This window comes from Acinetobacter sp. NS-4, assembly GCF_037402435.1.
In the GTDB taxonomy this organism is placed as follows: Bacteria; Pseudomonadota; Gammaproteobacteria; order Pseudomonadales; family Moraxellaceae; genus Acinetobacter.
Genome location: NZ_JBBEUE010000003.1, coordinates 110,835 through 130,142, shown reverse-complemented (window position 1 = coordinate 130,142; position 19,308 = coordinate 110,835). Strand labels below are relative to the sequence as shown.

19 protein-coding genes are annotated in these 19,308 nt (G+C 40.2%); 10 read left to right on the top strand and 9 right to left on the bottom strand.

Annotation, left to right across the window (positions count from 1 at the left end; all coding sequences use genetic code 11):
• Positions 1–482: 482 nt before the first annotated feature.
• The 3 genes from WAE57_RS03475 to WAE57_RS03465 all read right to left on the bottom strand — a co-directional run bounded on the left by WAE57_RS03475 (position 483) and on the right by WAE57_RS03465 (position 2,782).
• On the bottom strand, positions 483–1,484 hold the full coding sequence (locus WAE57_RS03475) for an LLM class flavin-dependent oxidoreductase (protein ID WP_337708260.1): 1,002 nt from the start codon (positions 1,482–1,484) through the stop codon (positions 483–485).
• Between the two features lie 158 nt (positions 1,485–1,642).
• Entirely contained in the window at positions 1,643–2,158 is a 516-nt protein-coding gene (locus tag WAE57_RS03470) for a hypothetical protein (RefSeq protein WP_237787249.1), read from the bottom strand.
• Positions 2,159–2,350: 192 nt separating this feature from the next.
• A complete protein-coding gene (locus tag WAE57_RS03465) occupies positions 2,351–2,782 on the bottom strand; it encodes a hypothetical protein (RefSeq protein WP_086175054.1) in 432 nt (143 codons plus the stop codon).
• 366 nt (positions 2,783–3,148) lie between these two features.
• On the opposite strand from WAE57_RS03465, the gene prfA reads away from it, so the two are divergent.
• Together prfA and prmC are read left to right on the top strand one after the other, a co-directional pair.
• Positions 3,149–4,237 carry a peptide chain release factor 1 gene (gene prfA / locus WAE57_RS03460; RefSeq protein ID WP_337708257.1) on the top strand — a complete coding sequence of 363 codons (1,089 nt, stop codon included), beginning with the start codon at positions 3,149–3,151 and terminating at the stop codon, positions 4,235–4,237.
• Positions 4,237–5,055 carry a peptide chain release factor N(5)-glutamine methyltransferase gene (gene prmC, locus WAE57_RS03455; RefSeq protein WP_237787251.1) on the top strand — a complete coding sequence of 273 codons (819 nt, stop codon included), beginning with the start codon at positions 4,237–4,239 and terminating at the stop codon, positions 5,053–5,055. The genes prfA and prmC overlap by 1 nt, the downstream gene beginning before the upstream one ends.
• A 44-nt stretch (positions 5,056–5,099) precedes the next feature.
• On the opposite strand, the gene WAE57_RS03450 is transcribed toward prmC, so the two are convergent.
• From WAE57_RS03450 to WAE57_RS03435, 4 genes are all read right to left on the bottom strand, one after another.
• Positions 5,100–5,930 (bottom strand): ABC transporter permease, encoded by an 831-nt coding sequence (locus WAE57_RS03450; RefSeq protein WP_337708253.1) that lies wholly within the window; start codon positions 5,928–5,930, stop codon positions 5,100–5,102.
• Positions 5,930–6,898, bottom strand: a complete 969-nt coding sequence (locus tag WAE57_RS03445; RefSeq protein ID WP_337708251.1) for an aliphatic sulfonate ABC transporter substrate-binding protein — start codon at positions 6,896–6,898, stop codon at positions 5,930–5,932. Before WAE57_RS03445 ends, WAE57_RS03450 begins: the two co-directional genes overlap by 1 nt.
• Positions 6,899–7,471: 573 nt before the next feature.
• On the bottom strand, positions 7,472–7,825 hold the full coding sequence (locus tag WAE57_RS03440) for a hypothetical protein (RefSeq protein ID WP_337708249.1): 354 nt from the start codon (positions 7,823–7,825) through the stop codon (positions 7,472–7,474).
• A 210-nt stretch (positions 7,826–8,035) separates the two neighbouring features.
• Positions 8,036–9,058 carry an AraC family transcriptional regulator gene (locus WAE57_RS03435; RefSeq protein ID WP_337708246.1) on the bottom strand — a complete coding sequence of 341 codons (1,023 nt, stop codon included), beginning with the start codon at positions 9,056–9,058 and terminating at the stop codon, positions 8,036–8,038.
• 156 nt (positions 9,059–9,214) lie between these two features.
• Between WAE57_RS03435 and WAE57_RS03430 the strand changes: the two genes are divergently transcribed.
• The 7 genes from WAE57_RS03430 to WAE57_RS03400 all read left to right on the top strand — a co-directional run bounded on the left by WAE57_RS03430 (position 9,215) and on the right by WAE57_RS03400 (position 16,461).
• On the top strand, positions 9,215–9,985 hold the full coding sequence (locus WAE57_RS03430; RefSeq protein WP_337708244.1) for a 3-hydroxyacyl-CoA dehydrogenase: 771 nt from the start codon (positions 9,215–9,217) through the stop codon (positions 9,983–9,985).
• Between the two features lie 255 nt (positions 9,986–10,240).
• Positions 10,241–11,377 (top strand): acyl-CoA dehydrogenase family protein, encoded by a 1,137-nt coding sequence (locus WAE57_RS03425; protein WP_337708243.1) that lies wholly within the window; start codon positions 10,241–10,243, stop codon positions 11,375–11,377.
• A 264-nt stretch (positions 11,378–11,641) separates the two neighbouring features.
• Entirely contained in the window at positions 11,642–13,288 is a 1,647-nt protein-coding gene (locus WAE57_RS03420) for an AMP-binding protein (protein WP_337708241.1), read from the top strand.
• Between the two features lie 151 nt (positions 13,289–13,439).
• The gene (locus WAE57_RS03415; RefSeq protein ID WP_269091604.1) at positions 13,440–14,195 is read left to right on the top strand and encodes a HesA/MoeB/ThiF family protein; all 756 of its coding nucleotides are present in this window, start codon (positions 13,440–13,442) and stop codon (positions 14,193–14,195) included.
• Between the two features lie 58 nt (positions 14,196–14,253).
• Positions 14,254–15,552 (top strand): AarF/UbiB family protein, encoded by a 1,299-nt coding sequence (locus WAE57_RS03410; protein WP_337708239.1) that lies wholly within the window; start codon positions 14,254–14,256, stop codon positions 15,550–15,552.
• Between the two features lie 134 nt (positions 15,553–15,686).
• Positions 15,687–16,067, top strand: coding sequence for a dihydroneopterin aldolase (gene folB / locus WAE57_RS03405; protein WP_337708236.1), 381 nt, complete (start codon positions 15,687–15,689; stop codon positions 16,065–16,067).
• Complete coding sequence (locus WAE57_RS03400) at positions 16,024–16,461, top strand: 2-amino-4-hydroxy-6-hydroxymethyldihydropteridine diphosphokinase (protein ID WP_337708234.1); 438 nt, start codon at positions 16,024–16,026, stop codon at positions 16,459–16,461. The genes folB and WAE57_RS03400 overlap by 44 nt, the downstream gene beginning before the upstream one ends.
• A 398-nt stretch (positions 16,462–16,859) precedes the next feature.
• On the opposite strand, the gene WAE57_RS03395 is transcribed toward WAE57_RS03400, so the two are convergent.
• Both WAE57_RS03395 and WAE57_RS03390 read right to left on the bottom strand, forming a co-directional pair.
• A complete protein-coding gene (locus WAE57_RS03395; RefSeq protein ID WP_337708232.1) occupies positions 16,860–17,282 on the bottom strand; it encodes a hypothetical protein in 423 nt (140 codons plus the stop codon).
• 589 nt (positions 17,283–17,871) lie between these two features.
• Complete coding sequence (locus tag WAE57_RS03390; RefSeq protein WP_337708230.1) at positions 17,872–18,198, bottom strand: pyrimidine/purine nucleoside phosphorylase; 327 nt, start codon at positions 18,196–18,198, stop codon at positions 17,872–17,874.
• Positions 18,199–18,681: 483 nt separating this feature from the next.
• On the opposite strand from WAE57_RS03390, the gene WAE57_RS03385 reads away from it, so the two are divergent.
• Positions 18,682–19,299 (top strand): DedA family protein, encoded by a 618-nt coding sequence (locus WAE57_RS03385; RefSeq protein ID WP_337708228.1) that lies wholly within the window; start codon positions 18,682–18,684, stop codon positions 19,297–19,299.
• Positions 19,300–19,308: the final 9 nt, after the last annotated feature.

Here is a 19,308-nt window from a genome sequence, read left to right as displayed (position 1 = left end):
ACAGTTATTATGCCTAAGCTCCAGCATTTCGCAATTATTGTTGCGATTCATTTTAAAAATAAAGGAGCTCCTTTATTTGAATTTTTTGCATAAAAAAGGGAGTCTAATGCACCACTACTAACCCATAATTTGAATTTTATTCGAATACTGAATCAATATGATGATTTGTTATCTTTAAATATTTGATATTTATATTTTTCACAGCCTTGTCTTTTCTTTAAAAAGTTTAAGTGGCTTTGTGTAGGCTAAACCCTACTTTTGACAGACCCAAATGAGAACTAAAAACATATTTTGAGTTCGCAAGAAAAGTCTTTATTCCCCATACACGACATCCTGAGCCAGTTTTAAGCACTGCTTTAAAACGGCAGCGCAAGGATGGGGAATGTGTGGCGTCCCTGCCACACTCGCGAATCTGACACATTGAACTTCAACTATGGGACAGCAGTGCCGTTACAGGTGCTTTTTAGATTTTTGACCCAGGATCAAGAATTCTTGATATCCATTAATAACTCGAAGTTTTTAATACGTTTTTCTGTGTCGTAAATATCACAGGTAAAGATAAACTCATTCACCTCATAGCGTTCAAGTAGACGTTCAAGACCTGCTTTTACCGTTTCTTTAGAACCAATTTGTGCCATGGCATAGAACTGTTGCACCGATATTTTCTCTGATGGTGACCAGATTTCATCAATATTTTCAATTGGCGGTTGCAACTGGCCGCGTTGATTACGGAACATTGAGATAATACGCTGATAGGGTGATGTTGCTAAATATTGCGCTTCTTCATCTGTATCGGCTATGACGGTAGGTACACCCATCGACACATAAGGTCGCTCCAGATATTCTGAGGGTTCAAAGTTTTCTCTATACAGTTTGATCGCTTGATCCAGCATGCGCGGCGCAAAATGTGAGGCAAATGAATAGGGCAGTCCCAATTTTGCAGCCAGTTGCGCGCTAAACAAACTAGAGCCCAATAGCCAGACAGGAACATGGGTACTTTGACCTGGAGTAGCCACAATACGTTGCTGTGGTAGTGGGTCTTTAAAGTATTGCAGAATTTCCAGTACATCTTGCGGGAATTGATCTTCAGTTTCTTGCTGACCACGACGCAGTGCACGCATTGTATTTTGATCTGTACCCGGTGCACGACCAAGACCAAGTTCAATACGGTTTGGATAGAGTGTTGCTAAAGTGCCAAATTGCTCTGCAACTATTAAAGGGGCATGGTTCGGCAGCATAATACCGCCTGAACCGACTTTTAAAGTTTGCGTATTTGCCAGTAAATAGCCTAAGAGAACAGAAGTTGCTGAACTGGCAATACCGGACATATTGTGATGTTCAGCCAGCCATAAGCGTTTATAACCTAATTTTTCGGCATGTTGAGCCAAAGCAAGTGCATGATGCAATGAAGATTGAATGCTTTTATTTTCACGAACAGGAACTAAGTCCAGAATTGAAAATTGGGTATCTTTTAAAGAACGCATTGGTTTTCTCTAATATCAGGGCTAAGAAAAGCATACGATGCTTGCCTGAATTTGTATATCGTTTTTTTTCGATATATGGGTGAGTTGTGTAAATAGGGTTGTGTTCATCGCAACTATAAAAAAAGCACCCGAAGGTGCTTTAAATTGAATCTTTAAAATTAACGATGTTTGTTCCAGCCTAAATGACGGCCATTGTCGTGGCGGTCACTGTAACGGTAACCATTATTACGGCGGTCATAGCGATCATTATAACGACGACGGTCATCGCGATCATAACGATCCTCATCGCGATCATCATAACGGCGGTCTTCACTGACTTTTTTACCGAGAACTGCACCACCGGCAGAACCTAAGCCAGCGCCAATATAACCACCGTTGGTACCGCCCATGTTTTTGCCTACGGTATAGCCACCGGCACCGCCTAAAGCACCACCGATCACAGCGCCAGTACGGTCACGCTTATTTGCAGCAACACCCGCTCCGGCACCACCACCAATGGCGGAACCAATCATGGCACCTGTAGTACCACCCATTTGTTTACCTACTGCGGCACCAACCACCCCACCTAGGGCAGAAGTTAAGGCTGTATTTGTTGTATTGCCTGCATTGGCGGTTGTCATTGTTAAAGCAGATGTTGTTACGACAGCAGCTAGAATTATTGAATTAAATTTCATGGCAAACTCCAGAGGGAAGCTTTTGTTATCTATTGGCTTAAATGTAATAAAAGATGTAGAAATAAAAATGGATGAGTTGTTTATGATTTGTATTTTTTTTCTGACGCATTTATTCATAATTAACAGTCAATAAGAAGAATAAATAAAAAAAGCACCCGAAGGTACTTTTTTATCCAGTCAGTTAATGATGTATTAACGATGGCTGCGATAATATTTTTTAGAGTGTTTTTTGTACTTGCGTTGATCAGCATGACGGTCTTGTGATACTTTTTTACCAAGAACTGAACCACCCGCAGCACCTAGAGCTGAACCAACATAACCGCCAGTGGTACCACCCATGCTTTTACCTACAGTGTAACCACCAACACCGCCTAAACCACCACCAATTGCAGCGCCAGTACGGTCACGTCTATCCGCTGAAACAGCAGCACCACCCGCACCACCGATTGCAGAACCAATCATTGCTCCAGTGTTACCACCCATTTGTTTACCGATAGCAGTACCGGCTACGCTACCTAATGCAGAAGTTGCTGCAATACGAGTAGAGTTGTCTGCATGAGCAGTCACAGTAAACATCGATGCAGTGGCTAATGTTGCGCTGAGTAATAGTGCATTAAGTTTCATAGTTAACTCCGTGTCCAAAAGTGGACATTGTCAGTAAGTTATTTCGATGGCGGCAAATGTAACAAAAATTTTTTCCAACAATGTGGAGAGGATAGTTCATAGTTGTGGCGTTTAGTGTCTGCTTTGTAAAGTTTCTTTAACAATGTTGAAAAGCGATCAGAAAGTATGCATTTGCAATTAAAATATGAAGAAAACGAGGAGCGAAGTAAAGCTTGGTTGAAAAAAATCTCAGTGTGTAAGGGGTTTTGTCCGCACAATATCTATGTCATTTAGCCCTTAGAATCGTTACACTAGGCACAATTTTTTTGCGCTGATCGATGTCTAGTCCGACATGGAGATGGCCTTTTTATTGAGATATTTTAGCAAATGAAAGAATCGTTGCGTTTACGATTAGATCAACTTTCTGACCGTCACGAAGAATTAAATGCATTACTTGCCGACGTTGAAGTGATTTCAGATAACAAACGCTTCCGTCAATTGTCTCGTGAGCATAGTGATTTATCCGAAATTACCGAAGTCTGGACTAAATTCCGTCAGGCCGAAGAAGACATTGAAACTGCCGAAGCCATGCTGTCAGATCCTGACTTTAAGGAGATGGCGCAGGAAGAAATTAAAGACAATAAAGCACTGCTAGAACAACTCGAAGCAGATCTAAATATCCTGATGATTCCGAAAGATCCCAATGATGCCAACTCTGCGTATCTGGAAATTCGTGCCGGAACAGGCGGTGATGAAGCTGCGATTTTCTCGGGCGATTTATTCCGTATGTATAGTAAATATGCGGAAAGTCGAGGCTGGCGTCTAGAAATTCTGTCGGAAAATGAAGGCGAACATGGCGGCTATAAAGAAGTCATCTGCTTGATTAATGGCGAAGGCGTATATGGTCGACTGAAATTTGAAAGTGGTGCGCACCGTGTACAACGTGTACCTGCGACTGAATCCCAAGGTCGAGTACATACTTCAGCATGTACCGTTGCCATTTTGCCTGAAGTCGATGTAGACACTTCAGTCGATATTAACCCGGCAGACTTGCGTATCGATACTTACCGCGCATCGGGTGCGGGTGGTCAGCACATTAACAAAACCGACTCTGCGGTGCGTATTACCCACATTCCAACCGGTACTGTGGTGGAATGTCAGGATGAGCGTTCACAGCATAAAAATAAAGCCAAAGCCATGGCGCTGTTGGTTTCCCGTCTGGAAAATGCCAAACGTGCAGCAGCAGATGCCGCAACTTCGGAAATGCGCCGGGACCTGGTTGGTTCGGGCGACCGTTCAGAACGTATTCGTACCTATAACTATCCGCAAGGTCGGATGACCGATCACCGTATTAACCTAACCTTATATAAGTTAGATGCGGTGATGGAAGGTGATTTGAACGAATTGCTGGATAGTTTGCATCGCGAATATCAGGCAGATCAGTTGGCACTTCTTGCACAGCAGAATGGTGGATAATGAATATTTTACAAGCCTTGGCTTTACGTGGTGAACCAGAAAGCTACGAACGTCAAGAAAATGCGTGGTTGCTAGAACACATTACCAAGATCGACTCTTTTGATTTGATCATGAAGAAAGACCAAGAGCTGACTGCAGAGCAAGAACATGCTTATATTGATGGTTTAAACCGAATAGAAGATGGCGAACCTTTGGCTTATGTCACCGGTTCACAACCCTTTTGGACTTTAGATTTAAAAGTCACCAAAGATACTTTGGTGCCACGACCTGATACTGAAGTACTGGTTGAAACAGTATTACGTCTGGAACTCCCTGAAGACGCCCGTATTGTCGATTTGGGCACCGGAACTGGGGCCATTGCCTTATCACTTGCCAGTGAACATCCTGAATGGGCAGTTACTGCAACGGATATCTATGCGCCAACTTTGGAAGTTGCACAGTTTAATGCTGAAAAGCATGATTTAGCTCAGGTGAAATTCGCATTAGGCAGTTGGTTTAAAGCGCTAGAAAAAAACCAGTTCTTTGATGTAATTGTGTCGAATCCACCCTATATTGATCCGCAAGACAAGCATATGAAAGATTTAGGCTCTGAGCCTAGACGTGCTTTGGTGGCAGGAAATAATGGTCTGGCCGATATTGAATTTATTATTCAAAATGGTAAAAAATGGTTAACTGCTAATGGTTGGGTTGCACTTGAGCATGGTTATGATCAAGCTGGTGTAGTGTATCAACTGTTTAAAAAATATGGTTATAAAGATATTCAAACCATTAAAGATTACGGCGGCAATAACCGTGTGACGATCGGCTGTTCAAGATAGCTGAAAAAGCAATCAATTTAAAAAATAAAGCGCTCAAAAGCGCTTTATTTTTTGACCACATCGCGCCAGCGTAATAACCAGTTTTCAGCAAGTTTCATTAAACTATCGGCTAATTTTCCTAAAATGGCCAATAAAATAATCGCAATAATAACAATGTCAGGTCGCGAGGTTTCCCGTCCATCACTAAGTAAATAACCAATCCCTTGAGTGGCTGCAATCAGTTCAGCGGCAATCATAAACATCCAGGATAAACTTAAGCTGTTGCGTAAACCGGTTAAAATACCAGGGGATGCCGCAGGCAGCACAATCTCCTTAATCTGTTGAAAGTATTTCAGACGGTAAACTTGCGCCACTTCAATCAGTTTACGGTCTACGCCCTGAATCGCGGCCACGGTATTGGTATAGGTCGGGAAAAATGCACCGATGGCAATTAAGGTGATTTTAGAGGCTTCATCAATACCTAACCACAGCAGTAACAACGGAATCCAGGCCAGACTGGGAATCGACTTAATCGCTGAAAAAGAAGGTTCTAAAAATTCTTCAGCCTGTTTATTTAAGCCTACAAAAATTGCGAAAACCAGCGCAAGCCCACTACCGATAAAGAAGCCTAGAAATACCCGCCAGGTACTGGTCCAAATATGCAACCACAAATCGCCTGAAGATAGCTCCAAAAGTGATTGCCATAAGCTGCTGGGAGCGGGAAGTAAGTAAGCTTCGATAAAGCCATTTCTCACCAGTACTTCACATAAAATCAGCAAAAAAACAGGGATCACCAAGCCCTTAAGCTTGCTTAATAATCTAAGCAAGCCAAGCGCTGGGACTTTATCAATTTCAGGTTGAACCGGCGCCTTATTCGTTGTTGCAGACGAACTCATTATTTTTTTACAACCTTTTGTGCATATTTGGCATCAAACAGTTGATCCACGACTTGATTGACGTTGGTACCGTTACGCACCAGTTCCTCTTCAGTCAAAATGGTTCCAGATTTTTTCAGGGCATTAATATGCTTGGCTGTTGGAATATTTTGCTCAAAATTGGTACGGCTGAGTTGCAGTTTTGCCACAGCAATAGGCAATTTCGATTCACGCGCCAGCAATTCGGCCAGTTTAGCCGGATTGGCTTTGGCCCATTTACGTGCCTGTTCATAGGCTTTAATCACCGCTTCAATAGCCTCAGGACTCTGGTTGGCAAATTGTTCCTTGGTACTTAATACGCTGTAACTATTAAAACCGACATTTCGATACAGCAGTTTTGCACCCGACTGGACTTGAGCAGCAGCCATCAGCGGATCTAAGCCTGCCCAGGCATCGACTTGTCCACGTTCAAGCGCGGTTTTACCATCTGGATGTTGCAGATGTACAAGCTGAACATCCTTCTTATTCAAGCCTGCAGTTTCCAGTGCCTGTAAGGTAAACAGGAATGGGTCTGTACCTTTGGTGGCGGCAATTTTTTTTCCTTTTAAATCTTTTAGGCTTTTAATTGGAGAATTTTTTGCAACTAATAAGGCAGTCCATTCAGGCTGACTCTGGATATACACAGTTTTAATTGGACTACCATTCGCACGGCTCAAGACGGCAGCCAAACCGGCGGTTGAGGAAAAATCCACACTGCCGCTATTTAAATATTCTAGAGAGCGGTTACTGCCTTGGCTAAATACCCATTTAATCTGGGTATTAGGTAAAGCTTTTTCTAAAAGTTTTTGTTCCTTCACCACCAAACTGGTCGGAGCATAATAAGCATAATCCAGCTTTAGCGTATCCGGGAGAGCCGCTAAGCTATATTGACTGATCAGGCCCAATGTTATCGCAGAGAATATTTTCGTTTTAAAACCAGAATTTTGCATACAAGCCCCAATTAAATGATTTGAATGAGATGCAGCGAATAGTGCCAGTGAGTGAAGAGATAAGACAAAAAAGTAATTTTTATAAAATTATCTTAATTCCAGATATGCTAATGAGATTTGGTTAAGTATTTGAAAAATAATTAAATGTATTTTTAAATTTTATATATTTCCATTTTATACGAAAAACATACATCAACATGAATAAAAGGAAAATAAAGAAATTTTTAGATTTTAAATGACCTTTGTTATTTCATGGTAATTTCAATGTAATGACAAATGGTTTTAAGGAAAGAAATTGAAAGAATAAAAATACCGATAAATTGCCGACAGGTTTGAATTGTGAATGGACCCTAGCATTTTAATGAGGATGGACTGCGACGGAGCTGTATTTTTCCAATAAGGTATTACATCTAAAAGCTTAAACAGCTGCGCAAACAAAATTAGAATCAAACCCAGGACCGCACTAAGTTGTTAAAGCTTGAAGCATGGTTATTCCATTCAAGTTTTAAAGATTGAGCAATGATGTGCATTAAAAAACGGCTCCTATGAGCCGTTTTTATGTATTCTGAAAGATTACATCGGATAATCTTGTAAGCAGTCTGAAACTTCAACCTGTGCCAAGGTGTCGGTTTCAAGGGCTAAACAAAGCGCCACGATTTTTGCTGTATCTGCAAGATATTGATCATCTTTCAATGCCACACCCGCTTGTAAAGCTGCAATGCGGTCGGCACTGATATCAAGGGCCTGAGCGGATTCAATGGCATCAGCACGTTTAAAGAAACTGAGCACCGCTTTTTGCAGTTCAGAATCAGAACTATTTAAAATGCCCTGATTGAATAATTCATCGAATTGGCCAGTTTGAGCATTGAGAGAATGAGTAAAATTTTGCACCAAGCTTTGCTCTAGTACATCAATCATCTTAAGCATGTCAGAACCTTTAGTGTAAGGTGTTTCATGGGGAGGAGTACAGCAGGGATGGCATAAAGATATGCCTTTAAATTGGTTGAAAAGTAATCTAATTTGGTATTTTTTGCAACTAGATTCCGACGAAAAATGTGTCATTTTTTTAAGATAATGAAAAGCAAAGAATTATTAAATCTTCAATAAAAGATTCATTTTTTCAGCAAGCGATTTAACTTATTGATCTTGGTTCTGCCGATAGGCACCGGGACTAACTCCGGTCCATTTTTTAAAAGCACGGTGAAAGGCACTCGGATCATGAAAGCTTAATTCATCGCTAATTTCCTGCAAGGTTTTTTCTGTTTTGGTCAGCAATTCAATGGCCGTATCACGCCGGATATCATTTTTAAGTTGCTGATAACTGACACCTTCACTTTTTAAGCGTCGTTGCATGGTGGCATCCGACATATTCAAACGCTGGGCAATTTCATTTAATTCCAGCCATTCAGCAGGGGGAACATGCATTAAATGTTTGCGGATCTGGGAACTGATGGCATGTGGGTTTTTAAAGCGAACCAGCAAGTTTTGCGGGGTCTGCCTGATAAATTGATGCCAGGATTGCTGATCTTGTTTGATCTGGATTTTTAAATAATTGGCATCGAACTGGATGTAATTTTCATCACTATTGTATTGGATATTTTCACAAAATCGCACCTTATAGTCCTGATCATCCAGAGGTGCATCACATTTAAGCTGAATCTGATTCAGTAAAACTCTTTGTCCGCTTAACCAGCACATCAAGCCATGGATCAGCATTAAATAGGTGGCATAGCTGAACATTCTTTTGGTCTGTGTTTGTTCATAAATCACAATATAGGCATAGTTTTCCTGCACAAATAACTGACTGACAAAATCATCCAGCAGCAGATTTAAGAATTTCAGAATATGTTGCAGGGCTTTTTCTAGTGTCTCTGCATGCATCACCGATTGTGATAAAAGTTTAAAGCTGCCACGTCGCATGGGATGGCTATCCATGCCAAAAAACTCATCATTCATGGCATCGGCAAGCTCGGTCCAGAGCTGGGCGTATTGGGAAACGGATACTCGGGCTTTGCTGGAGTGCATCAATTCATCGGGAATGCCTGATTTCATCAGAATATTTTGAATGTCCAGACCTTGTTGCTGTGCATTGAGCAGTGCCTCATGCACCAGGCTGATTGAAATCGTACCTTTGCTGTAGTCTAAATCCTGTTCATTCATGCGCCGTTATCCATATTCCGTATTTTTGCTACCGTGACTGGGATTGTCCAAATCCATCATAGAGGATGCAACGTTTGGAAATTGTACTCTAGCTTAACTGCATTTACTCTGCATCTTAAGTCGAGTGTTTATTCAAAGAATTAACAGGAAAATAAAATGAAAATCCAAGGAAAAGTGTTCGTAGTGACCGGTGGTGCATCAGGTTTGGGTGCCGCGACGGCAACATATCTGGTGGGTCAGGGCGCTAAAGTGATTATGGTCGATATGAATCAAGAGCTAGGCCTGGAAATGCAACAGCGTTTAGGCGAGCATGCCGCATTTGTCAAGCTGGATGTTACAGATGAGCATGCAGTTCAGGTGTTCTTTGACAATGTAGCTCAGCAATATGGCCAATTGAATGGTCTGGTGAATTGCGCCGGTATTGCACCTTCTGCCAAAGTGCTGGGCCGTGATGGCATTCATGATTTTGCCATGTTCCAACGTGTGTTGAATATTAATGTGAACGGCACCTTCAACATGATTCGTTTTGCTGCAAGCTTGATGGCGAAATATCAATTACAGTCGGGTGAAGAAGAACGCGGTGTCATTGTGAATACCGCTTCTGTAGCTGCCTATGATGGCCAGATTGGTCAATCAGCTTATGCTGCTTCAAAAGGTGCTGTGGTTGCCATGACTTTGCCTTTGGCTCGTGAGTTGGCTCGTGAAGCAATTCGGGTGATGACCATTGCACCGGGAATTATGGAAACGCCTATGCTTAAGGCGATGCCACAGAATGTACAGGATGCTTTGGGGCAAATGGTGCCGTTTCCATCACGTTTAGCCAAGCCGGAAGAGTTTGCACATCTGGTGGGGCATATTTTTGAAAACAGTTATCTGAATGGTGAAGTGATTCGTCTGGATGGTGCGATTCGCATGCAGCCTAAATAATTTTTTTGGGGTATGTCACTACGGAGTCATACCTTTATTAATTATTTTGCAGCAGCTAATTCCATTACTTTTGTTTCGGCAAAAGTAACCAAAACCATTGTCATTTGCAAAACTCGTTAAATTGCGTCTTGTGATCAAGAACTCGCAGAAACATTACAGAATGATGTAATCCTGTCTCGAACAGTTGCAAATGACTTTTTCACGTATCAAATTTTAAAAAATTTAATAAAAACCTGACCATGAGAGGGAAACTCAATGATTTTAAATGATGAACAAAAAATGGTTCAGGACATGTTGCGGAGTTATTCGCAAAACAAGCTGAAACTTACCGCAGCAGAACGAGATAAAACAGCCAGATTTCCTGCACAGGAATTAAAAGAGCTAGGTGAGCTGGGTGCTTTGGGCATGACGGTTTCTGAACAATGGGGCGGTGCAGGTCTGGACTATGTATCCCTTGTGGCTGCTTTGGAAGAAATTGCCGCAGGTGACGGGGCGATTTCTACTATTGTGAGCGTGCAAAACTCATTGCCTTGCGGAATTACCCAACGTTACGGTACAGAAGAGCAAAAGCAAAAATATTTAACTAAACTCGCTACCGGTGAATGGTTAGGCTGTTTCTGTTTAACTGAGCCGCAAGCCGGTTCAGATGCGGGTTCACTGGAATGTAAAGCAGAACGTGATGGTGATTTTTGGGTACTGAATGGCACTAAACAGTTCATTACCACAGGCAAACATGCCCAAGTTGCGATTGTATTTGCTGTGACGGATAAATCGGCGGGGAAAAAAGGCATTTCCTGTTTCATTGTACCAACAGATACCCAAGGTTATATCGTTTCCCGACTTGAAGAAAAAATGGGACAACACTGTTCAGATACCGCAACCATTATTTTTGAAAACTGTCGAATTCCTGCCGAAAATTTATTAGGTAAAGAGGGCGAAGGGTACAAAATTGCTTTATCTAACCTGGAATCAGGACGTATTGGTATTGCGGCACAATCAGTCGGAATGGCACGTGCGGCTTTGGATGCTGCAGTGGAATATGCCAATGAGCGTAAGGCTTTTGGTGTAGAGATTGTTCAGCATCAGGCGGTGGCATTTCGTCTGGCAGATATGGCCACCCAGATTGAAGCTTCACGTCAGCTGATTTTCCATGCTGCGACTTTAAAAGATGCAGGTTTACCGTGCTTAAAAGAGGCCTCAATGGCCAAGCTGTTTGCATCAACCATGGCAGAACGTGTCTGTTCTGATGCGATTCAAATTCATGGCGGTTATGGCTATGTATCTGATTTTCCTGTAGAGCGAATTTATCGTGATGTACGGGTCAGCCAAATTTATGAAGGTGCATCTGACATTCAGCGCCTAGTCATTGCCCGAGAAGTCACTAAAATCTGAATAGTAATTTAATGGTGGTTAAATTTTAGACTTTAGTGGGTGCTCAAATCCTGCACATTTTTTGATGGATTCGGAAATTGCAGGATGTCAGCAATCATGATTATCTAAAGTAAGTTATCTAAGTAATTATTTAAGTCGATATTGAAGTAAAAAGATTAAAAATGCTGAATGAATTTTGGCATTTTTAGACTGAGAACAATAAGCAAAATGGATCAAACAAGGCAGGAGCTTTGTTTATAAAATAACGGATGAGAGGCTGTCGCCATGAAGACACTACAACAAGCACATCAAGAGTTTAATTTTGATAATTTTCTTGCTGAACAACTGGTCGGTACATCTCAGGCAGTTAATGCCTATATCGAATGTTGTGAGCGTTATCTCGGTTTAAATAAAACAGCATTAATCTGGGAAGGCAAAAATGGCGAATCTGAACAGTGGACATTTGAACAACTGGCAGATGCTTCTGGGAAATTGGCAAACTACTTTACTTCGCGTGGCTTGAAAGCAGGTGATTGTGTAGCAGGTTTATTGCCACGTACCCCTGAATTGCTGATTACCATTTTAGCCACCTGGCGCATGGGTGCAATTTACCAGCCATTGTTTACCGCGTTTGAATCCAAAGCGATTGAACATCGTGTGAATACTGCTAAAACTCAATTTATTGTGACCAATCAAGAGCAGCGTCCAAAACTGAATAGTATCGCTGTCCCGCATATTCTAACTGTGCATCAGTCAGATCATTCAAATCGTCAGGATGATGATTTTTGGATAGAACTCGACAAGCAATCTTCGTCTTTTGCACCCGTGATGCAAAACTTTGAAGATGATTTTCTGATGATGTTTACTTCTGGCACGACTGGATTGGCAAAATCCGTTCCTGTTCCTTTAAAAGCGGTATTGGCATTTAAAGGTTATATGACCCATGCTGTCGATTTACGTGAAGATGATTCTTTCTGGAACCTGGCTGATCCGGGTTGGGCGTATGGCTTGTATTACGGTATTACCGGACCTTTAAGTTTGGGCCACAGTATTATTATGGATGAACGTGCGTTTAGTGTAGATAACGCCGTGCAAGTGATTAAAAAATATAAAGTCAGCAATTTAACCGGTTCGCCAACTGCATTCCGTATGTTCTTTGGATTTAAAGAAAAATTTGATCCATCCATTAAAACGCATTTACGTGTGGTAAGCAGTGCAGGTGAACCGTTAACCCCTGAAGTGATTCACTGGTTTAACCATGATTTGAATGTGAATATTTATGATCAATATGGACAAACTGAACTGGGCATGGTGATTGCTAACCATCATGCTTTAGAGCATGAAAAGAAAGTCGGTTCAGCAGGTTATGCCATTCCGGGACATCGCTTTGCGGTATTGAATAAAGATCATAAAGAGGTTGAAAAAGGTGGTATTGGTACACTTGCCATCGATTACTCACAATCACCTTTGGCCTGGTTTAAAGGTTATGACGGTCATAACCTTAAATCTTTTGTGGGTCATTATTATTTAACCGGCGATACCGTTAAATTAAATGAGTTTGGTGGGGTAGATTTTATTGGACGTGCTGACGATGTCATTACAACGTCAGGCTATCGTGTAGGTCCTTTCGATGTGGAAAGTACTTTACTGGAATGTGAACAGGTTTTGGAATCGGCAGTCATTGGTAAGCCAGATCCGGAGCGTACAGAAGTGGTGAAAGCGTTTGTGGTACTCAAACCGCAATTTTCAGCTTCAGAGGAGTTAAGCCGTAAACTTCAGGAATATGTGCGTTCACGTTTGTCCAAACATGCTTATCCTAAAGAAATTGAATTTGTGGAGAGTCTTCCTAAAACGTCAAGTGGTAAAATTCAGCGCAATTTACTCAAACAACAGGAAATTGCCAAAATACAGGGAATTCAAAAAGTGGGATAAGCCAATCTCTAGTTAAAAAAGTTTCATGCTCTTGCACCCGAAAGGGTGCTTTTTTTATTGGTCTTCTTTAGTCATCATTTTGAACTATAATTCATGCTGAATTTAGATAACGTGATTGTTCGGAAGGGATTGCCAAGTGACCGATATAGATATGGACCTAGAGTTAACTGATGAAGAAATGCATCTCTATAGCCGTCAAATCTTGCTAGATGGCTGGGACATTGAAGCACAGGAAAAACTTAAACTTGCCAATGTCTTGATTGTGGGTTGTGGTGGAATTGGCTGTACAACTGCGGAACTACTTGCACGTGCAGGCGTGGGACAAATTACCTTAATCGATGCTGATACGATCGAAATGAGTAATCTACAACGGCAAATAGCCTATGTGGAAGACAATATTGGTTTCTATAAATCTGAAATACTGGCAAAACGCTTACAGAAGATTAATCCGTATATTCGGGTTGAATCTCAAACGGTCAAACTGGATCAAAGCAATGCAGAACAACTGATTTCAAATCAAGATCTGGTTTTAGACGGCTGCGATAATTTCACCACCCGTTACTTGGTTAACCAAATCTGCAAGCAATTCAATGTACCTTTAATCAGTGCCTCAGCCATTGGTTTTCAGGGACAACTGTTTATGGTAGAAGGCGAATCTGCCTGTTATGAATGTTTATTTCCCAAAGAACAGCATGCGAATGAAAACCTGCGCTGTGCTGATTCAGGGGTATTAGCCACTACGCCTAATGTGATGGCAAGCTTGCAAGCCCATCATGCCTTGCTTTATTTGGGTTTGGGCAAAACACCACTGAAGCAAAAACTGATGCTTTGGGATGGTTTAAGCATGAAACAGCGCTTACTTGCTTTCGAAAAAGATACAGATTGTCCAATCTGTCAGGCAAGATAGAACTGCAAGGCCAATTTTTTTTGCTACACTCACTACAATTTAATTCTAAGCTGACATTATGAAAAACAATATCTGGTTAGATGGACTGCGTTCAGTTGCCCGTGTTGGCGAAACTGCTGTTATTGCAGCTAAAGCCGGCATTAAATACGCCACAGAAAAACCAAGTAACGCCAAATTGATGCGTGAAACTTTTGAATCATTGGGCTCAACTTATATTAAGCTCGGGCAGTTTATTGCCAGTACGCCGTCTTTGTTCCCTCGTGAATATGTCGAGGAATTTCAGGGCTGTCTAGATCAAACTCCATCTTTGCCTTTTAGCTATGTTCAAGGAGTATTGGCTTCTGAATTTGCAGGCCGAAATTTAGATGAAATCTTTGCCTCAATTGACGAAAAACCATTAGCTTCAGCCTCTATTGCTCAGGTTCATGCCGCAAAACTGGTGACCGGTGAAGATGTGGTGATTAAAGTGCAAAAGCCGGGTGTAGAAACCATTCTGTACACCGACTTAAATGTGTTGCACTGGGCGACTAAAATTTTAGAAAAAGCGGTACCGAAAGTAAAATTCGCATCACTTGCCGATATAGTCGATGAAATTAAAAGTCGTATGGTCCGTGAAGTCGATTTTATTGAAGAAGCACAAAACCTGGATGATTTTGTCAATTATCTCAATGTGACGCAAAATCAGAAAGCCACAGCACCAAAGGTTTATCATCAATATTCAACCCGCCGTGTTTTAACCATGCAGCGTTTGTATGGCGTGCCATTGACCGATTTTGAAGTGGTAAAAAAGGTGGCTAAAGATCCATCTCAAGTGCTGATTACCGCCATGAATACATGGTTCGGTAGCCTGATGATGTGTAACAGCTTCCATGCCGATTTACATGCCGGAAACCTGATGCTGCTTGAAGATGGTCGTGTTGGTTTTATCGATTTTGGAATCGTCGGTCAGCTGAAACCTGAAGTTTGGACCGCATGTATTGCCTTTATGGATGCATTGCAAAACACCGATTACACCTTGATGGCAGAAAACATGCTGAAAATGGGCATGACTGACAAGAAAATTGATACTCAAGTTCTGGCAGAGGATTTAGAGCGTTTATTTAGTGGCGTGCTTATGGCCGATCCTCAAGAATTGTTGACTTCCAATCCTGCTGATTTAAATGACATCATGATGGATATGGTGGGTGTAGGGGAGCGTCACGGTATCCGTTTCCCGCGTGACTTTGCCTTGCTGTTTAAGCAAATGCTGTATTTCGATCGCTTTATGCGCATTCTGGCACCGTATACCGATATTTATGCAGACCAGAGACTGCAAATGGTGCAAACTCTGGATCCGAATTTGCTGTTAAAGCATTAAAGTATTTTTAAGAAAATCCCCCTAAATCCCCCTGAACAAGGCTTAAGCACTGCTTTAAGCCGAAGTGCAAGAAGGGGGACTTTTCCTTTTTAAAGGGAGGTTGGGAGGGATTATAAATTAATGAAAGGTTAAACATGGACGCAATTATCATTGAAGGTTTAAGGGTTGATACTGTAGTGGGATGTTTCGCTTGGGAGCGTCAAATCATGCAGCCTTTAATGCTGGATATGACCATTCAGACCAGTCTGGAGCAAGCTGCTAGTTCGGATGAATTGGAACATACCCTGAATTATGCGGAAATTTGCGAGATTTCAGCAAAGGTCATTCAGCATGCCCAGCCAAAATTGATCGAACATGCGGCAAAACTTGTGCTCAATGCGCTTTTTACTACCTTTCCGGCCATAGAATCGATTATGATTACTATCCGTAAGCCTGCCATTATCGCGCAAGCAAATTCTGTAGGAATTCGTCTTGAACGCCACCGAAACGATATTCGCCTTAGCTCTGGCGAGTAATTGTAATCCTGAACTTCATTTTAAGCAGGCATTTGCCCAGATTGCTGAAATTGGACAAGTTCAATTCTCGAACATTTATGTGATCCCGTGCCGGGATGCAGTAGGTGCAGACTATTGGAATGCGGCATGTTTGTTAAAAGCCGCTATGTCGGTGAATGACATCATCGCATTATTAAAAAAAATGGAAGCGGATTCTGGCCGTGTACGACCTTCACATCAAATTTCTTTGGATGTCGATTTAATTGCCTGGGGCAGTGATTTACAGCACATGCAGTTTAATCCAAAAAAATTGCCTTTGGCTTTAGATGTCAAAATTCCAATGTGGGATATTTGGCAAAGTAACGACTTTCAGCACGAAAAACATCAATTTCCAGTGGTAAATTGGATGAAATAACTTTTATTCGATGAATCAAGTATAGTCTTTTTTATTAAATAGCCTAAGCTAAATAAGATTAACCTAAACAGTTAATTTGTTTAATCAAGCAATAAACATAGGACAAAAGGTGAGTGCTTATAAAGTCTAAGTTATTTAAATTATGAAAAAATGATCAAATATTAGGCGTGGGACGTTAAAAATCAATCAAAAAGACGATTCTATAAGGATTGGATTTTTTGATTTATGTTAAATTAATGATTTATAAAAATAAATTTTGAACTTCGCATAACGTGTATTATGTTAATTTTAGAAATTCAGTTAATTGAACAACACATTCTTTCCAATATGAAAAATTGGCAGGATACGAAGAGTTTTTATTGTTTAAATAAAAATTATGTCTTTTAGCTGGATATTTATTAAAAGTTGAATTCGACTACAGACCTTAATATATATTTATTGGCTGAATGTCCTGCTCCCCATGCTGTAAGAGCAACCTTAAGATATTCAATCAAATTATTCTCTTTATATATAATCGAATTTTTTGAATGATATTGAATTGAAATTACTTTATCCCATTTTATTACATATGGATTTTCTTCAAATTTTTTAGAACCTAACCCTGGTTCTAAAACAAAGTCAAACCATTCATGATTAACGCCTAAATGAAACATCCAACGATAGTCACCTTCACAAATTGGCATCCAATGCCCAGCTGCTAATCCTCCCCAAATACAAATATTATTATCTAAATCTACATACCAGCCATTTGGATATTTTCCTTCTAACTCTGGAAAATCTTTTTTTCGATCTTCAGTTAATTTTTCATAAATAAATGACATATTTTAAATCCCCACCATACTAATTCAGTTATTTTTTATTTATAACGTATTGTTATTTATTCTAAATTTTAATTGTAAAATTACAACTTTTCTTTCCATTTAACATAATGGTGCTTATACGAAACGAAATTAATTTAAATATTAAATTTCAAATACTTAAGTAAATATGAAATTTCTAATAAAACCGGATTGGAAACAAGTCGGTTTCTTTTTAGTCAAAAGTGGAATCTTTTGCCAATAAAAAAGGTCACTTTTTAATCAAATTGAAACTTTTTTCAATATTTCCGGCCTTTCCAAGGCAAAAGTTATCCCCAATTTCTGCGGATAAACCTGGGACAATTTTTAATCGGCTTTGTACGCATTTGCTCACATGAATTCAAGGTTATAGCTTCTGGTTGGAATAGTGGAAATTTCAATGATGAACTCATCAGGAACAGGAAGTTCCACACAAGAATAACAATAGACAAGCACAAGGACAGTAAGGTATGACAGGAGTTATACCGAGCGAACCAATACGAAACAGCCCGACAGGATGTCGGGCTTTTTTTATTGTTGATCAATTACTGTGTAATGCAGGTTGCAGATATTCCTAGCGATCTTCCAGATGGCAAACATAATCGATTATATTATCAGTGATGATTTTAAATTGAGTGTTTTTAGGTACATAAAAAGATTCACCTGCATGATAGGTTTGACTCTCTCGACTTTTACCAATTTGAACCAGACACTTGCCTGAAACGATTTCTATGCGTTCAGCAACCAGAGTTTCAAAAACAAGAGGGCGTTCTGTGGGAAGAATTACACCTATGGTTTTTTTGGTTCCATCTTTCAACTCAATCACATGACTTACAGAACAGCCATCAAAATGAATGTTTGATTTTTTTTTGACAGAGACAAAATTGAACTGAGTAGACATACCTTGCTCCTTAAATTATTTTTGTTGTTGGTTTTTTTTGTTGTTTGTGCAGCTAATATTTATTTTTATAAAGTATACGAATCAATTTTTTTATATGTTTTGGTCATCGTATTGTATAAATTTTACAAGAATAAAAGCTTCATACGGCGCTATAAAAGCTTATTTATTCCAATAAAATTTTAGACAAGTGTTGTAAGCTAAAACTTACAAAGAAACAGGTCTATCTCTTATATTTTTGGATTCATTTTTTGAATGAAAAAAGCTTTTTAAAAACAGTTTATTGCAGATGAATAACAAATATATAAATAATGCCATGCCCTAGACAAAGCTAAAAACAACAAATATGGATGAGATGATATCGGCCGAGAAATCACTTTATTTTACTGATGAAATATAAATGCTTAAAAAAGCAACCAGACTGGTCTTTGCAATGAATAGCGATCTGGTGAAGATAGTAAAACTGTAATCAGACACATTAAAAAAATGAACTGGACTGATCTGCTGCAACATTATGGTTATTTTGCCATTTTTATTGGAACTCTGTTAGAAGGTGAAACCGTCCTGATATTGGGAGCTTATGCGGTGCATCAGCATATTTTCCATTTTTGGTTACTTATTTTGGTCGCGATGGCAGGCGGTTTTATTGGCGATCAATTTTACTATCAAATAGGTGTGCGCTATGGTCAGAAAATCATCCAAAGCAAGCCGCAATTGGCGCAAAAATTTACCCAGGCCAGTAGCATCATCGATCATTATCCGGTGCTGACCATTTTATTGATGCGATTTGCATGGGGGCTTAGAACTATTCTGCCCATATCCATAGGGATTAAAGCTTATCCGCTGTGGAAATATATGCTGATTAATCTGCTGGCCTGTTTAATCTGGGCCTTTGTTGTTGTGAGTGTGGGATTGCAGATTAGCCACTGGTTACATATATTTTGGGCAAAAATACTGCCTTATCATCATGATCTTTATATTGTTCTTGCTGTGGTGGTCTGCATTTTATTGATTCGGATCATGTATGCCATTGTCATCCGATATAAAAAAAATGCGATGAATAGGCATAAAAAAGCCCACTTTGAAAGTAGGCTTAAAACATGAATATGTTGA

Excerpts from the sequence above, each read along its gene's own strand:
- WAE57_RS03475 (WP_337708260.1), bottom strand. The coding sequence starts at position 1,484 with ATGCGTTCTTTAAAAGATACCCAATTTTCAATTCTGGACTTAGTTCCT.
- WAE57_RS03470 (WP_237787249.1), bottom strand. The coding sequence starts at position 2,158 with ATGAAATTTAATTCAATAATTCTAGCTGCTGTCGTAACAACATCTGCT.
- WAE57_RS03465 (WP_086175054.1), bottom strand. The coding sequence starts at position 2,782 with ATGAAACTTAATGCACTATTACTCAGCGCAACATTAGCCACTGCATCG.
- prfA (WP_337708257.1), top strand. The coding sequence starts at position 3,149 with ATGAAAGAATCGTTGCGTTTACGATTAGATCAACTTTCTGACCGTCAC.
- prmC (WP_237787251.1), top strand. The coding sequence starts at position 4,237 with ATGAATATTTTACAAGCCTTGGCTTTACGTGGTGAACCAGAAAGCTAC.
- WAE57_RS03450 (WP_337708253.1), bottom strand. The coding sequence starts at position 5,930 with ATGAGTTCGTCTGCAACAACGAATAAGGCGCCGGTTCAACCTGAAATT.
- WAE57_RS03445 (WP_337708251.1), bottom strand. The coding sequence starts at position 6,898 with ATGCAAAATTCTGGTTTTAAAACGAAAATATTCTCTGCGATAACATTG.
- WAE57_RS03440 (WP_337708249.1), bottom strand. The coding sequence starts at position 7,825 with ATGCTTAAGATGATTGATGTACTAGAGCAAAGCTTGGTGCAAAATTTT.
- WAE57_RS03435 (WP_337708246.1), bottom strand. The coding sequence starts at position 9,058 with ATGAATGAACAGGATTTAGACTACAGCAAAGGTACGATTTCAATCAGC.
- WAE57_RS03430 (WP_337708244.1), top strand. The coding sequence starts at position 9,215 with ATGAAAATCCAAGGAAAAGTGTTCGTAGTGACCGGTGGTGCATCAGGT.
- WAE57_RS03425 (WP_337708243.1), top strand. The coding sequence starts at position 10,241 with ATGATTTTAAATGATGAACAAAAAATGGTTCAGGACATGTTGCGGAGT.
- WAE57_RS03420 (WP_337708241.1), top strand. The coding sequence starts at position 11,642 with ATGAAGACACTACAACAAGCACATCAAGAGTTTAATTTTGATAATTTT.
- WAE57_RS03415 (WP_269091604.1), top strand. The coding sequence starts at position 13,440 with ATGGACCTAGAGTTAACTGATGAAGAAATGCATCTCTATAGCCGTCAA.
- WAE57_RS03410 (WP_337708239.1), top strand. The coding sequence starts at position 14,254 with ATGAAAAACAATATCTGGTTAGATGGACTGCGTTCAGTTGCCCGTGTT.
- folB (WP_337708236.1), top strand. The coding sequence starts at position 15,687 with ATGGACGCAATTATCATTGAAGGTTTAAGGGTTGATACTGTAGTGGGA.
- WAE57_RS03395 (WP_337708232.1), bottom strand. The coding sequence starts at position 17,282 with ATGTCATTTATTTATGAAAAATTAACTGAAGATCGAAAAAAAGATTTT.
- WAE57_RS03390 (WP_337708230.1), bottom strand. The coding sequence starts at position 18,198 with ATGTCTACTCAGTTCAATTTTGTCTCTGTCAAAAAAAAATCAAACATT.
- WAE57_RS03385 (WP_337708228.1), top strand. The coding sequence starts at position 18,682 with ATGAACTGGACTGATCTGCTGCAACATTATGGTTATTTTGCCATTTTT.